This is a genomic window from Devosia sp. A449, assembly GCF_054489375.1.
In genome coordinates this window covers 1,150,303-1,163,075 of the sequence record NZ_JBTMWU010000001.1, presented here as the reverse complement: position 1 = coordinate 1,163,075, position 12,773 = coordinate 1,150,303, and the positions used below count along the sequence as shown (strand labels likewise).

Here is a 12,773-nt window from a genome sequence, read left to right as displayed (position 1 = left end):
CCTACTGGGGCACCACCTGGGGTTCGAAGGCACCCATATCGGGATCGGTATAGGCCACCGGCTCCATGGACTGGCCGAGCAGCGTGGGATTGGCTCCCGCCAGGATCGACTGTTCCCGGCCGAAGCGGATGAGCCGCACCGTCTGGTTGGAATTGGATGTCTCGGCCGCGGCGGTCTTGTTGAAATCGACCACCGAACGCAGGGTCAGGGTCAGCTGGCCGCGCGTCGATGCATTGATGATGGTTTCGGCCTGGGCCGGATTGAGTTCGAGCGTCGCGATGGTCGAGCTGTCAAAAACCACGGGCGTCGGGGCCGGCGACGCGGGGTCTTCCTGACCGCCGGTGGCACCCATTTCGCCCAGGCGGTGGCCGATGGCGAGCACCCGCACATTGGAGAGCAGCACTTCGGATTGCTGACCCGCGTCGGTCTGGCTGGTCAGCACCACATCGACCCGATCATTGGGAACGACGAAGCCGCCAGCGCTGGAGACGGCGGTGACGCCGACCGACACACCGCGCATGCCTTCGCTCAGCACTGCCGAAAGATAGCCCTGATCGGAGCGGACCAGCTTGGCTTCGCGGATGGGTTCGCCGGGGAAAAATTCAAACCGCGCCACGGCGCCGGTCAGCTTTTCCGGTGCATCGGGCATGGCGGAGATGGTCACATATTCGGGACGAACCGCGCCTTCGGGCCAATCCTGCCATTCCAGCGTGGCCGGGCTCAGGCGCTCGCCCATGCCGATCGGCGCCCTGGCGACGAGAATCTGGGTCTTGGCTTCCTGAATGGTTTCGGTCTGCACGATTTGCTGCGGAGCCTGGCCGCCACCACGTGTCACCAGAAAGGCGGCCAAGCCGCCGGCGACAAGCGCCACAACCAACAAGATGATACGCGCCGGCTTCATGACCCACTCCGGTTGTCCGCGGGCACGATAAGCCCAATTCCACCGAGTGAACTCTGAACCGAAAGGGTCAAAGTTTGGTTAACCGGAGCTTTTCCGATGCAGTTAACAATAGGTAAATTTTATTGATTTGCGAAAATGGCCAGCAAGCACAACAAACGAGGCCACACTATTGCGCCCTGTCGACCCGGTTACTTGCTGGCATCTCACTCAGGTGGTGAGGCGCTCGAAAATGGCGGAGTTGGAATAGGTGAGCAGGCCCGCCACGGCCAGGGCGATGCCATAGGGCACGCCGGCCTTCTTGTCGCGCAGCCGCTCGATCCAGCCATAGCGGGCCAGCAATGGCGTGAGCGGCAGGTTGCGCAGCGCCAGAATGGCCAGCGTCAGCACCCCGCCCAGCAGGGCGGCATAAACCAGATAGGGCAAGGTCAGCCCGAAGCCGAGCCACAGGGTGGTGGCCGCTGCCAGCTTGGCATCGCCGCCGCCGATCCAGCCCAGGGCAAACAGGGTGAACGCCACCGCCAGCACGATCAGCGCGCAGACGACATGCATGGCAAATTGTTGCAGCGGCAGATTGACGGCGATGGCCACGACGCAGAAGCAGGCGACGAGAAACAGCACCAGCTTGTTGGAAATGCGCATGGTCAGCAAATCGGATGACGCCGCCAGAGCCATGCAGGCCGGAAACAAAAACAGCGCCAGGGTCGACATAAGAAACTCCGGGCTAACCGAATGGTGCAGCAACAAGGCTAGACTGCCAAGGCCCGGTTAAGAAAGCTCAAATAAAAGGAGGAGCGCAAGCGCCCCTCCTTCAGGATCGGATGACCCCAACCGCGTTAGGTGCCAGCTGCCGGAGCTGTCGGCACAGTGACCGCACCGAGGCGATTGGAAATACCGTTGAACAGATCACCGAGATTGGTTCCCAGCGCGCTGGCGGCCAGAATGATGCCGACAGAGATCAGAGCGGCGATGAGGCCGTATTCAATTGCGGTTGCGCCGGACTCGTCCTTGGCGAAACGTGCGAAGATGTTCATTCCCAGGCTCCATTTTTCACGTCATCTAGTGACGTCATCGTCCGACACGTCACACATCGAACAGTTACGGAAGCTAGTTTGAAGGTCTTGAAATTACGTTAATCGGATAGTGTGCGTGACGCCGCCTCTTCTTCGTTTATCTCATGATAATCAAAGCGTTAACAGGATCGACGGCATTTTATGAATCCCACAGAACAGCCGGTATATTAAGCGAATATCCGCAGATACTCATTCCACTAGGGCAACAACTCATCCTCAGGGAAATCTACTACGTAATAAAGACAGACAACTTGGCTCAACATCATCGATGCCGCGTTGAGCGCGTTTGCCAATTGTAAACCATTCCAGCGGAAACTGATGCCGTCGAGTATCAGTACCGCCCGGAAACCGCCATGCGCCCCATGATTGCCGCCGCCTTTGCACTCAGCCTGTCGCTGGCCGCCAGCCTGGTTCCGGCGACACCGGCCATTGCCGTCGAAGGCGCGCCGATCAACGTCAATGTCAACATGGCGCGCATTTTGCGCATCAATGCCGCTGCGGCGACGGTGATCATTGGCAATCCCGGCATCGCCGATGTCACCATCCAGGACCCGCAGACGCTGATCCTGACCGGCAAGAGCTTTGGCCAGACCAATCTGATTGTGCTCGACAGCGCCGGCAATCCGATCGCCGATACCTTGATCGAGGTAGTGCAGATGCAGGCCGGCGTGGTCACGGTCTATCAGGGCCAGGCCCGCACCAGCCTCGCCTGCGCGCCAGTCTGCCAGTCGGTGGTGATGATGGGCGACGACACCGAATTTTCGTCGCAGGCCATCGCCTCGGCGCAGCTGGTGCAGCAGCTCGCCAACTAAGATTCAGGCTTACTTAACCCTAGCGGCAGGCCATGCCCGCCGGCTCGGCGATCCTAACTATCGATTAGCCATGGCAGGCTAGGTTCGGCGCGTTGTAACCGAGCGTGGACCATGGCCGGACGGATCGCTTCGCTTATCGGAAATGCCGTGCTGCCCCGACGGCGGCGCGACTTCCTGCGCAACGAGGCCGGCGCGACCGCCGTTGAAGTCGGCCTGCTCGCTTTGCCCTTTTTCGCCATTCTTGGCGCCATCCTTGAGACTTCGGTCGTGTTCCTGTCCGGGCAGGTGCTCGACAGCGCCGTGCATGATGTCAGCCGGCTGTTGCGCACCGGGCAGGCGCAGAACGCCAAATACACCCTCACCGACTTCCGCAAGGGCGTGTGTGACCGGCTGTTTGGCCTCTACTCCGATTGCGACGGGCTGCATATCGAAGTTCAAACCCTCTCCAGCTTTGCCGCTGCCGATATCAAGCCGCCGATCGACCCGAACTGCGACAAGCCCGAATGTGACAAATGGACCCGCGATGAGGTTTACGCGCCGGGCATGGGCAAGGAAATCACCGTGGTTCAGGTCTATTACAAATGGCCGGTGATCCTCAATCTGGCCGGGATGAACCTGGCTGATCGGCCCGGCGGCAAACGCTTGATGGGCGCGGTTGCCGTGTTCAGCAACGAGCCCTTTTCATGAGCGCGGCCGGTCGCAAATTGCTGGCTCTGCTGCGCCGCCTGCCCAAAGCCCAAGAGGGCGTGGCGGCGGTGGAATTCGCCCTGATCCTGCCGATCATGCTGATGATCTATATCGGCTCAGTGGAGGCCAGCGCGCTGATTTCCATGGACCGGCGGGTGCAATCGGTCACCGGCACGCTGGGCGATCTGGTGGCGCGGACCGACACCTCGCTGTCGCGGGACCAGCTGGACGACTATTTCCGCGCCGCCAGCGCCATCATGACGCCCTATCCGGCCAATGAGCTGCACCAGGTGCTGTCGCAGGTGAATGTCGCGCCCGACGGCAAGGCAACGGTCGACTGGTCGCAGCGCTACGATCATAACGGCGAGGCGTTCATCATGGGCCAAGGTTATGCCAAGGGCGCAACCTATCCGCTGCCGGCCGCCATGGTCGCGATCGCCAAAAAGGATGCCGCCAGCGTCTCCGTCATCGTCTCCGAGGTCAGCTACAGCTATCTGCCGCTGTATGGCATCGTGTTCGAGCTACCGGTGCAGCTGCACCGCGAAAATTTCTTCATGCCGCGCTTTGGTGGCAGCATCGCGTTCAAATAGCCCGGCTTGCCTCGGCTAGCCCTGCATGGCACAAGCCGGCATTCCCTTCCTGTCTGGCGGTAAAGCAATGAACGACGATACGATTGTCCCGGTATTTGATCTTGGCGGCGTGTTCGTCGACTGGAACCCGATGTACCTGTTCCGCAAGCTCTTCGACAGCGAAGAGGATGCGCTGTGGTTCCGGGACAATATCTGCACCCTGGACTGGAACCTGGAATTCGACGCCGGCGAGATCTACTCGGAAGGCGTGGCCAAGCTGATCACCCGCTTCCCCAAATACTGGCGCGAAATCCAGGCCTTCGACCTGCGCTGGAAAGAAACCATGGGTGACTTCATCCACGGCACCATCGACATCCATAACGAGCTGGTCGAGCAGGAAGTCCCCACCTTCGCCATCACCAATTTCTCCTGGGAGAAGTGGGTGAGCTGCCTGCCGGACTGGCCGTTCCTCGAGAAATTCGATGGCGTGGTGGTGTCGGGCCTCGAAGGGCTGGTAAAGCCCGATCCGCGCATCTATCGCGTGTTCTGCGAGCGCTATGGCCTGGCGCCGGAAAGCTGCGTCTTCATCGACGATAGCGAGTCCAATATCGTCTCGGCCCGCCGCTTCGGCATGCACGGCATCCACTTCACCGACCCCAAGGCCCTGCGCCAGGAACTGATCGCGCTCGGCCTGCCGCTCAAGGCGAAGTAATTCTAGCCACTATCCACGATGCCTCCCTTCTCCCCTTGTGGGAGAAATTCAGCCATTCACCGTAGCAATATCAATGGGTTACGCTGCTATCGAAAGTCATAACACTGCACCTTGTTATGCACAAGTGAAGGATGCATCGGGCATGGAAGGGCTTCATGGCGGGGTGCAGCGCAGCAGAAGAGCGGGGATATACAGAGATACGCACATTGCAAGCCAGTGGACGTAGAAACCGATGTGATCGGTCGTGACGCCCGCCAGCGTCGTATCGGTGCGCAATACGAGTTCTGGCAGGTCGCGCGCGACGATCCGAAATTACGCCTCACTGGCGACTTTCCTGGGGACCTCTATGGCGAGGTAGTCAATGAGCGCGCGAACAGCCGGCACTAAGCCTTTTCGCGCGGAAAAAACCGCCTGTATCGTGCCAGGCTGTGAGCTCCAATCAGGCAGAATATGGAGCAGGCTCCCGCTGGCAAGGGGTCGTCGCACGATGTAGTCCGGCAACATCGCTACGCCGACGCCGTCCAACGCGGCCGCATGCAGAAGGTCGAAATTGCTGCACAGAAGTCGCGGGCGTGCAGGGCGGTGAGAAGTTAGGCCACGGAGCCTCGGCATTTGTGCTGATGCGGGCGGCGCAAAAGCCCTCCAGTGGCTAGACCGTCCTCTTTGCGGGGCCCGTCGGAGATGTTTGCAGTGGAGGTTTATGCAGCAGTCGGCGGTTTGTGTTCGCTGAAGGACGCAGCCGGCGGAAAGTGCTCGGGTATTTGGGCTGAGCCCAGGATAGTGTGCTGAGGATGTGACGGTTCTCGCTGCCCCCAGGGCCAATCGCGGAGCAAGCCGGTGGCGCGGCCGAAGCTGGACGCGATCCTTGAGCCAACCGTCCAAGAAGGCGACGAAGGCGCCCACCAGCCAGCGCTCGCTGGCTGGTGCGTCGAGCGCCATAATCGGCCTCGGGACAACCCAGGCAGCGCCACGCGATCCAGGGCGCTTGAAAATCCGTGCCGCTCGATGCGATCTGCGATCACCGCGTCGAATCCCGGTCGCGTGGCGGCGACGCGGCGGTCGGGGCGGTTGACCGCCAGAACGCGACCCACAATATCGCTCAGTCGGAAAGGCTCCGGCCCCGCCAGTTCGATGATGCCATTGACAGGCGGGCGCATGGTGATCTGGGCCAGCGTCCCGGCAACCTCGTCGGCCGCAACGGGCTGGGTGAGTGCCGGGGATAACCGGATGGGGGCCAGAACGTGTCGGACGGCTTTGAGCCTTTTCGGCGCCAATAAGGGGCCTTATCCGGCGCCGATTGACAGGATGGGCGAGATGTCACGTTTGCGCCCAACTAGGGCCGCCCAGAACTGGCGGCCATGGGTGCTGACGGGAACACCCGGTTGGCGCCCGTCAGCACCACCAGTTTAAGCTCGACGCCCAGTCACCTCGCTGCGATGCGTGCAGCGCATACCTGCATTGACATTTCTTGTTTATGTATGCAGTATCCTGCATGCAAGCGTGATTGCGAACGAAGCAATCGCGGAAAAATATTTCCGGGAGGAATACATGACCCTGTTCTCGAAGCGTCGCACATTTGTCGCCGGGCTCGCTGCAGCCACCATTTTCTCATCGTCGTTTGCTGTCTTGGCGCAGGATTTTCCTACCAAGCCGGTAACCATGATCGTACCGTGGGGCGCAGGCGGCGGAACGGACGCCACGGCCCGCATCATCGCGACCCTGCTGGAAAAGGAACTGGGCGTCCCCGTTCCCGTAGAAAACCGCACCGGCGGTTCGGGCGTGGTTGGCCACTCGGCCATCGCCAATGCAAAGGCTGATGGCTACACCCTCGGCATCGCGACGCTCGAAATCGGCGGCATGCACTATCAGGGCCTGACCGAAATCACCTATCAGAACTTCACCCCGATCGGGCTCTACAATGCCGATCCGGCCGCTATCTTCGTGCGCGTCGATGGTCCCTATGCCGACACCAACGCCCTGATCGAAGCCATCAAGTCCAGCGGGGATCGCGAGCTCAAGGCTTCCGGCTCCGCCCAGGGCGGCGTCAACCACCTAGCCGTCGCCGGCATGCTCAACGCGCTGGAAATCCCGGTGACCCGCGTTGCCTGGGTGCCGTCGGAAGGCGCAGCGCCAGGCCTGCAGGATCTCGCAGCAGGCGGCGTGCACTTCGTCACCGCGTCGCTCCCCGAAGGTCAGGCCCTAATGGATGCCGGCCGCATCAGGCCGATCGCCATCTTCGGCGCCGAGCGCAGCGTCGATGCCCCAGACGTGCCGACCTTCACCGAAGCGACCGGCGTTGATTTCACGCTGGGGTCTTGGCGCGGCATCGTCGCCCCGGCAGGCGTGGACGCGGCAATCGTCGAAAAGCTTCAGGCCGCCATCGGCAAGGTGCTGCAGCAGACCGAATATACCGATTTCATGGCGGCGCGTGGCTATGACATGCGCTGGACTGCCGGCGCTGACTTCGAAGCCTTCATGGCGCAGTCCGATGCTCAGATGGGCACGACCCTCAAGGCCGTTGGCCTGGCGAAATAAGTCTTGGCGGAGGCCGCCTCTGGCGGCCTCCCTGCCCAAACGGGAGGGATACGATGCGTATTCATGATGGCCTTCTGGGGCTGGTTTTTATCGCGCTTGGCATTACCACGGTCTGGCAGGCGGCGAGTTTCCCGGGCATGCCCGGACAGGCCATCGGACCGGGTACCTTTCCGATGGTTTTCGGCGGCATCTTCATCCTTGGAGGGCTCATCATCAGCGGCAAGGGCCTCATGGCTGGTGCCGGCCGTCTGGTTCAGTTCGATGAAGGCTGGCGCCATCCCAAGCGCGCTATCGCCGCCGGCATCGCGATTTTGGGGTCGTTGCTGCTGGCGATCTTTTTCGAACAAATTGGTTTCATAATCGGCGGCTCGGTCATCCTGATCGCCCTTTACTGGGTGCAGGGCTATCGCTCGCTGGTCTGGATTGCCGTCTCGCTCGGCTTTGTCGGCGTCGTCTACTACGCCATGGCCAAGCTGCTGCTGGTCCCGCTTCCCACTGGCCCATTGTTCTAGGAGCACGGCATGGAAAATATCATCAACGCCCTGCCGCTGGTCTTCGACCCGTTCAACCTGACGGTCATGCTGGTTTGCGCACTGTTTGGCCTGTTCATCGGCGCCGTTCCGGGACTTTCGGCAACCATGGCTACCGCCATGCTGGTGCCTGTCACTTTCTACATGGACCCTGTTCCCGCTATCGGCGCCATCGTGACCATGTCGGCCATGGCCATTTTCGCATCCGACATTCCCACTGCGCTGATCCGCATTCCCGGTACGGCGGCCTCGGCGGCCTATGTCGATGATCTCTACAAGATGTCCCAGAAGGGCAAGGCCGGCCTCGGGCTTGGTCTTTGCGTGATCACGTCGGCAATTGGCGGCGTATTCGGCACGCTGGTGCTGATGATCGCGGCCCCCCAACTGGCAGAAGTTTCGCTGAATTTCACCTCGTTCGAGTATTTCTGGCTGGCCCTGCTCGGGCTGAGCGCCGCCATCATGCTGGGCACCGGCTCCATCGTCAAAAGCGTCATGTCGCTCTGCGTGGGCCTGCTGATCGCATCGGTCGGTCTCGACGGCAGCTCGGGCTATCCGCGCTTCACCTATGGCCAGGAATCGCTGCTTAGCGGCATCTCGTTCGTGCCCGCCTTGATTGGCTTTTTCGCCATACCCGAAGTCATTCGGGCGCTCGTGCATCGCGACAATGTCGAGCAGGCAAAGTCGATCAGCAAGGTATCCGAGCTGTTCCGGGGCCTGGGCTCGACGCTGTGGAAGTTCAAAGGCAATCTCGCCCGCGGATCTGTGCTCGGCACGCTGATCGGCATTCTGCCGGGCGCCGGGTCCGACATTGCCGCGTGGATCACCTACGCGGTCTCCAAGAAATTCTCCAAGAACCCGGAAAAATTCGGCACCGGCTATGAAGAAGGCCTGGTCGATTCTGGGGCTGCCAATAACTCGGCTCTCAGCGGTGCCTATGTCCCGGCAATGGTCTTCGGCATTCCCGGCGACTCGATCACCGCCATCGTTATCGGCGTGCTCTATGTCAAAGGGCTCAATCCCGGCCCGATGGTGTTCATCAACAACGCCGTCGAAGTGAATGCCATTTTCATGGTGTTCATGCTCGCCAATCTGATGATGGTGCCCCTCGGGATCCTCGCGATCATCGTGGCCGCTCCAGTCCTCAAGATCTCCAAGACGGCCCTCGCGCCGTTGATCTTGGGCTTTGCCATCGTCGGCTCGTTTGCCATCGACCTGTCGGTCACCTCGATTGTCGTCATGCTGGTCGTCGGCGTTCTCGCCTACCTGATGGAAGAAAACGAGATACCCGTTGCCCCGGCCGTACTCGGCCTGGTCATGGGGACGCTGGTAGAGCGCAACATGATTACGTCCCTGATCAAGGGTGACAACTCCATCGCTCCTTTCTTCGAGCGTCCGATTGCCGCCGGCCTTGGTGTTTTGACTTTGGCACTATGGTTCACACCTGTGCTGTTCAAGCTGTACAAGAAGGCTCGCCGCAGGGAGGCCGCAGTATGAAGGACATGAAGCTTGAGCAGCCGCGCTCACTCGCCGAGATGGTTGCCGTGCGCCTGCGCAGCGCCATCATCGATGGCGAGATCGGACTGGGCGAGAGCATAGCAGAGGAGAAGCTGGCGGAGAGTTTCGGCGTTAGCCGCACCCCCGTCCGAGACGCCCTGGTAATCCTGCAGATGCAGGGGCTGGTCACGGTTCAGCCCAAGCGCGGGAGCCAGGTCTTCATTCCGACCGTCGAAGACGTTGTGCTGATGTGCGAATTTCGCAAATTGACCGAAGTCAACGCGATGGAACTCGCCATCCAGCGCAATAAGGCCAGTCTGGTCGCGAGCCTCCGCACGACTGTTGCGGCCATGGGCCAGGCGCGCGAGAACCATGACGCCGTGCTGTATGGCAAGTTGGACACCAACTTCCATCAGGCCTTCGTCGATTTCTCGGGTAATCCCTTCATCGCCGATGCCTACGCTTTGGTTGCCGGACAGATCGCGGCACTGCGCCACCATCTGACCCGCCCAATTGAATCCCTGCGCGAGATTTCCTTTGCCGAACACAACCAGTTCGTCGATCTGGTCGAACAGGGCGATGTGAAGGGTTTCCGCGAAGTGATGGATCTGCACGTGGACCGCACCGGTGCAATTTATGTGAGCGCCTTGGAGGCAACGAGCCCCACACCACAGAAATAACCTAGAAAATTCAAATAGATGACTGCGCGCGACTGACGCGTGCTCACCTTGTCACGCCTGTACCCCAAGGATACCAAAGATGAACCAAGCACAAAAGCTGAAGAACCTGCTGGCCCGACCGCAGATCATCATGGCCCCCGGCGCCCCCGATTCCATCACCGCCAAGCTCGTTGAGCGGGCCGGCTTTGATGCTATCTACATGACCGGGTTCGGCGCCACCGCCAGCCGTCTGGGCATGCCCGATATCGGCCTGCTCTCGCAGACGGAAATGACTGAGCACGCCCGCAACATGGTGCGCGCCGTCGACATCCCGATCATTGCCGACGCCGATACCGGCTATGGCGGCCCCTCCAATATCCACCGTACAGTGCGCGAATATATCCAGGCCGGCGTCGCCGCGATCCATTTGGAAGATCAGGTCGCCCCCAAGCGCTGCGGTCAGATGGCCGGCGTCAAGCTGATGGACGCCGACGAGAACGTGCTGCGCCTCAAGGCTGCCATCGAGGCGCGCGGCAATGATGATCTGGTGATTATTGGCCGCACTGACGCCATGCCCGCCGTAGGCGCCGAAGAAGCCATCCGCCGCGCCCACATGTATCAGGACGCCGGTGTCGATCTGGTGTTCGTGGACGGCATCAAGAAGATCGCCGAAGTCGAAGCCGTCGCAAAGGCGGTCAAGGGCCCCAAGGTCGTCTCGATCGTGGATGGCAACGAGACCACGGCGCTGACCGCCGCAGACCTGCAAGAAATGGGCTTCTCGGTCGTATTCTACGCCGTTACCGCCCTGTTCACCGCCACGCACGCCGTCGCCCAGGCCCTCAGCAGCCTCAAGGCTGAGGGCACGCCTGCCAAGGTCGGCAGCCAGCACAGCTATGCCGAGTTCAGCGAGATTGTGGGCCTCGACTTCCACAAGTCCCTCGACGACCGTTTCGGAGCCTGATTTTTCGATGACTTTCAAGATTGTTGTTACCGACAGCGAATTTCCCAATCTCGCGCCCGAGATCGCGGTCATGGCCAAGGCCGGCTTCACGCTGACACCACACCAGGCCAGAACCGAGGACGAACTGATCGCGGCCTGCGCCGATGCTGACGGCCTGCTCAACCAGTATGCCCAGTTGACCCCGCGCGTGATCGCCTCGCTCGACAAGTGCCGTGTCATCTCGCGTTACGGCATCGGCCTCAATACCATCGACGTGGCCGCCGCTACGGCGCGCGGCATCTGCATCGGCAACGTGCCCGATGGTTCGCTCGAAGAAGTGTCCGACCACGCCATCGCGCTGCTGCTATCGCTAGCGCGGGGCATCACCAAGTTCAACGATGCCGTCAAAAAGGGTGTCTGGGACTATACGCTGGTCAAGCCGCTTTACCGCGTGCGCGGCCGCACCCTTGGCCTCGTCAGCTTTGGCAATATCGCCCAGCGCGTTGCTGCCAAGATGGCGGGCTTCGGCGTTCAGGTCATCGCGTTCGACCCCTACGCCAACAAGGACAAGGCCCGCGAGATGGGCGTTGATCTGGTCGACCTCGACACGCTCTGCGCCCGCTCCGACTTCGTGTCGGTCCACGTGCCGCTGCTGCCCCAAACCCAGCACCTGCTGACCACCCGCCATTTCGAGCTGATGAAGCCATCGACCATCGTCATCAACACCGCGCGCGGTCCGGTGATCGACGAGCAGGCGCTGATCGCCGCGCTCCAGGCCGGCAAGATCGCCGGCGCGGGTCTCGATGTGTTCGAGCAGGAGCCCGTTCGGGCTGATCACCCGTTCAAGGCTATGGACAACGTGATCATGACGTCGCACGCCGCTTGGTATTCCGAGGATTCCGAGCTCGAAATCCGCACCAAGACGGCTCAGAACGTGGTCGATGTGCTGCAGGGCCGGTTCCCCACCTACCTGGCCAATCCGGCTGTCCGCGTCAGCGTCAGCGACCTGAAGTAAGCGGAGGGCGGACATGTCTCGACCAGCACAAGGCTCCCTCAGCGGTCAGGTTGCGCTTATTACCGGTGCATCAGGCGGTATTGGCCAGGCAACCGCCGAAGAGATGGCGGCGCATGGCGCTGACATAGTGCTGGCGGACCTGTCCGCTCCCGCAGCCCTGGCCCAGCATCTCGCCACCACCTATGGCGTCAGCGCCATCAGTGTGGCCATGGATGTGACCAGCGCGGCATCGGTTCTCGCCGCACGAGACCAGGCCGTTGCGGCGTTGGGCAAGATCACCATCCTCGTCAACAATGCCGGCATCATGCAGCGCGTCTCAGCCGATCACCACACCCTGCCGCAAAGCGATTTCGATCGGATGCTTTCGGTCCATGTCAGCGGCCCGGCCATCGTGGCGGCCGCCTGCATTCCCGACATGCGCGAGCACGGGTTCGGCCGGATCATCAATCTTTCGTCGGTCATCGGCCATGTCGGATTGGCCCGCCGCACCGCCTATTCCACCGCCAAAGCCGCTATCGCTGGCCTAACACGGGGCCTCGCCATGGAGAATGCCCGTAGCGGCATCACCGTCAATTCGGTGTCGCCCGGCTATGTACTCACTGCGGTGCTGCGCGAGAAAGTCCGGCTCGGCACGATCGACTACGCCATGTTTGCCGGCCGCTCGGCTGTCGGTCGCTGGGCCGAGGCTCAGGAAATCGCCCGGGTCATCCGCTTCCTCGCCGAGCCTGCTTCGGGCTTTGTCACCGGCGCGGATTGGGCCGTCGATGGCGGCTATTCGATCAACGGCAATCCCGGGGAAGACGTCGGTCCGATTGTTCCCTTTTCCGCGACCGGCCCGCAGGTCTGACA

The 12,773-nt window shown here is 61.4% G+C and carries 16 protein-coding genes; 12 read left to right on the top strand and 4 right to left on the bottom strand.

The features are described 5' to 3' along the window. Position 1 precedes the first annotated feature (1 nt). The 3 genes from cpaB to ACX3OW_RS05545 form a co-directional block, all read right to left on the bottom strand. Positions 2-901: a Flp pilus assembly protein CpaB gene (cpaB, locus tag ACX3OW_RS05555; RefSeq protein ID WP_459094725.1), complete on the bottom strand. Its 900-nt coding sequence runs from the start codon at positions 899-901 to the stop codon at positions 2-4. 207 nt (positions 902-1,108) lie between these two features. Then, complete coding sequence (locus ACX3OW_RS05550; protein WP_459094724.1) at positions 1,109-1,609, bottom strand: A24 family peptidase; 501 nt, start codon at positions 1,607-1,609, stop codon at positions 1,109-1,111. Between the two features lie 125 nt (positions 1,610-1,734). Continuing rightward, complete coding sequence (locus tag ACX3OW_RS05545) at positions 1,735-1,932, bottom strand: Flp family type IVb pilin (RefSeq protein WP_459094723.1); 198 nt, start codon at positions 1,930-1,932, stop codon at positions 1,735-1,737. Between the two features lie 392 nt (positions 1,933-2,324). Here ACX3OW_RS05545 and ACX3OW_RS05540 point away from each other — a divergent pair, with 392 nt between their 5' ends. From ACX3OW_RS05540 to ACX3OW_RS05520, 5 genes are all read left to right on the top strand, one after another. Then, on the top strand, positions 2,325-2,783 hold the full coding sequence (locus ACX3OW_RS05540; protein ID WP_459094722.1) for a pilus assembly protein N-terminal domain-containing protein: 459 nt from the start codon (positions 2,325-2,327) through the stop codon (positions 2,781-2,783). A gap of 111 nt (positions 2,784-2,894) precedes the next feature. Further along, positions 2,895-3,470 (top strand): TadE/TadG family type IV pilus assembly protein, encoded by a 576-nt coding sequence (locus ACX3OW_RS05535; RefSeq protein WP_459094721.1) that lies wholly within the window; start codon positions 2,895-2,897, stop codon positions 3,468-3,470. Beyond that, positions 3,467-4,060 (top strand): TadE/TadG family type IV pilus assembly protein, encoded by a 594-nt coding sequence (locus ACX3OW_RS05530; RefSeq protein WP_459094720.1) that lies wholly within the window; start codon positions 3,467-3,469, stop codon positions 4,058-4,060. Before ACX3OW_RS05535 ends, ACX3OW_RS05530 begins: the two co-directional genes overlap by 4 nt. Before the next feature lie 67 nt (positions 4,061-4,127). Then, positions 4,128-4,751: an HAD family hydrolase gene (locus ACX3OW_RS05525; RefSeq protein ID WP_459094719.1), complete on the top strand. Its 624-nt coding sequence runs from the start codon at positions 4,128-4,130 to the stop codon at positions 4,749-4,751. 216 nt (positions 4,752-4,967) lie between these two features. Further along, entirely contained in the window at positions 4,968-5,138 is a 171-nt protein-coding gene (locus tag ACX3OW_RS05520) for a hypothetical protein (protein ID WP_459094812.1), read from the top strand. On the opposite strand, the gene ACX3OW_RS05515 is transcribed toward ACX3OW_RS05520, so the two are convergent. Continuing rightward, positions 5,064-5,363, bottom strand: a complete 300-nt coding sequence (locus ACX3OW_RS05515; RefSeq protein WP_459094718.1) for a LysR substrate-binding domain-containing protein — start codon at positions 5,361-5,363, stop codon at positions 5,064-5,066. The two genes, ACX3OW_RS05520 and ACX3OW_RS05515, sit on opposite strands and share 75 nt — an antisense overlap. 936 nt (positions 5,364-6,299) lie before the next feature. On the opposite strand from ACX3OW_RS05515, the gene ACX3OW_RS05510 reads away from it, so the two are divergent. From ACX3OW_RS05510 to ACX3OW_RS05480, 7 genes are all read left to right on the top strand, one after another. Beyond that, positions 6,300-7,286, top strand: a complete 987-nt coding sequence (locus ACX3OW_RS05510) for a Bug family tripartite tricarboxylate transporter substrate binding protein (protein WP_459094717.1) — start codon at positions 6,300-6,302, stop codon at positions 7,284-7,286. A gap of 53 nt (positions 7,287-7,339) precedes the next feature. Further along, entirely contained in the window at positions 7,340-7,798 is a 459-nt protein-coding gene (locus ACX3OW_RS05505) for a tripartite tricarboxylate transporter TctB family protein (RefSeq protein WP_459094716.1), read from the top strand. Positions 7,799-7,807: 9 nt separating this feature from the next. Further along, a complete protein-coding gene (locus ACX3OW_RS05500; protein WP_459094715.1) occupies positions 7,808-9,310 on the top strand; it encodes a tripartite tricarboxylate transporter permease in 1,503 nt (500 codons plus the stop codon). Next, positions 9,307-9,990: a GntR family transcriptional regulator gene (locus tag ACX3OW_RS05495; protein ID WP_459094714.1), complete on the top strand. Its 684-nt coding sequence runs from the start codon at positions 9,307-9,309 to the stop codon at positions 9,988-9,990. Before ACX3OW_RS05500 ends, ACX3OW_RS05495 begins: the two co-directional genes overlap by 4 nt. Positions 9,991-10,069: 79 nt before the next feature. Next, positions 10,070-10,930, top strand: a complete 861-nt coding sequence (locus tag ACX3OW_RS05490) for an isocitrate lyase/PEP mutase family protein (RefSeq protein ID WP_459094713.1) — start codon at positions 10,070-10,072, stop codon at positions 10,928-10,930. A 7-nt stretch (positions 10,931-10,937) separates the two neighbouring features. Further along, positions 10,938-11,924, top strand: coding sequence for a C-terminal binding protein (locus ACX3OW_RS05485; RefSeq protein ID WP_459094712.1), 987 nt, complete (start codon positions 10,938-10,940; stop codon positions 11,922-11,924). Between the two features lie 13 nt (positions 11,925-11,937). Continuing rightward, a complete protein-coding gene (locus ACX3OW_RS05480; protein WP_459094711.1) occupies positions 11,938-12,771 on the top strand; it encodes an SDR family NAD(P)-dependent oxidoreductase in 834 nt (277 codons plus the stop codon). Positions 12,772-12,773 lie beyond the last annotated feature (2 nt).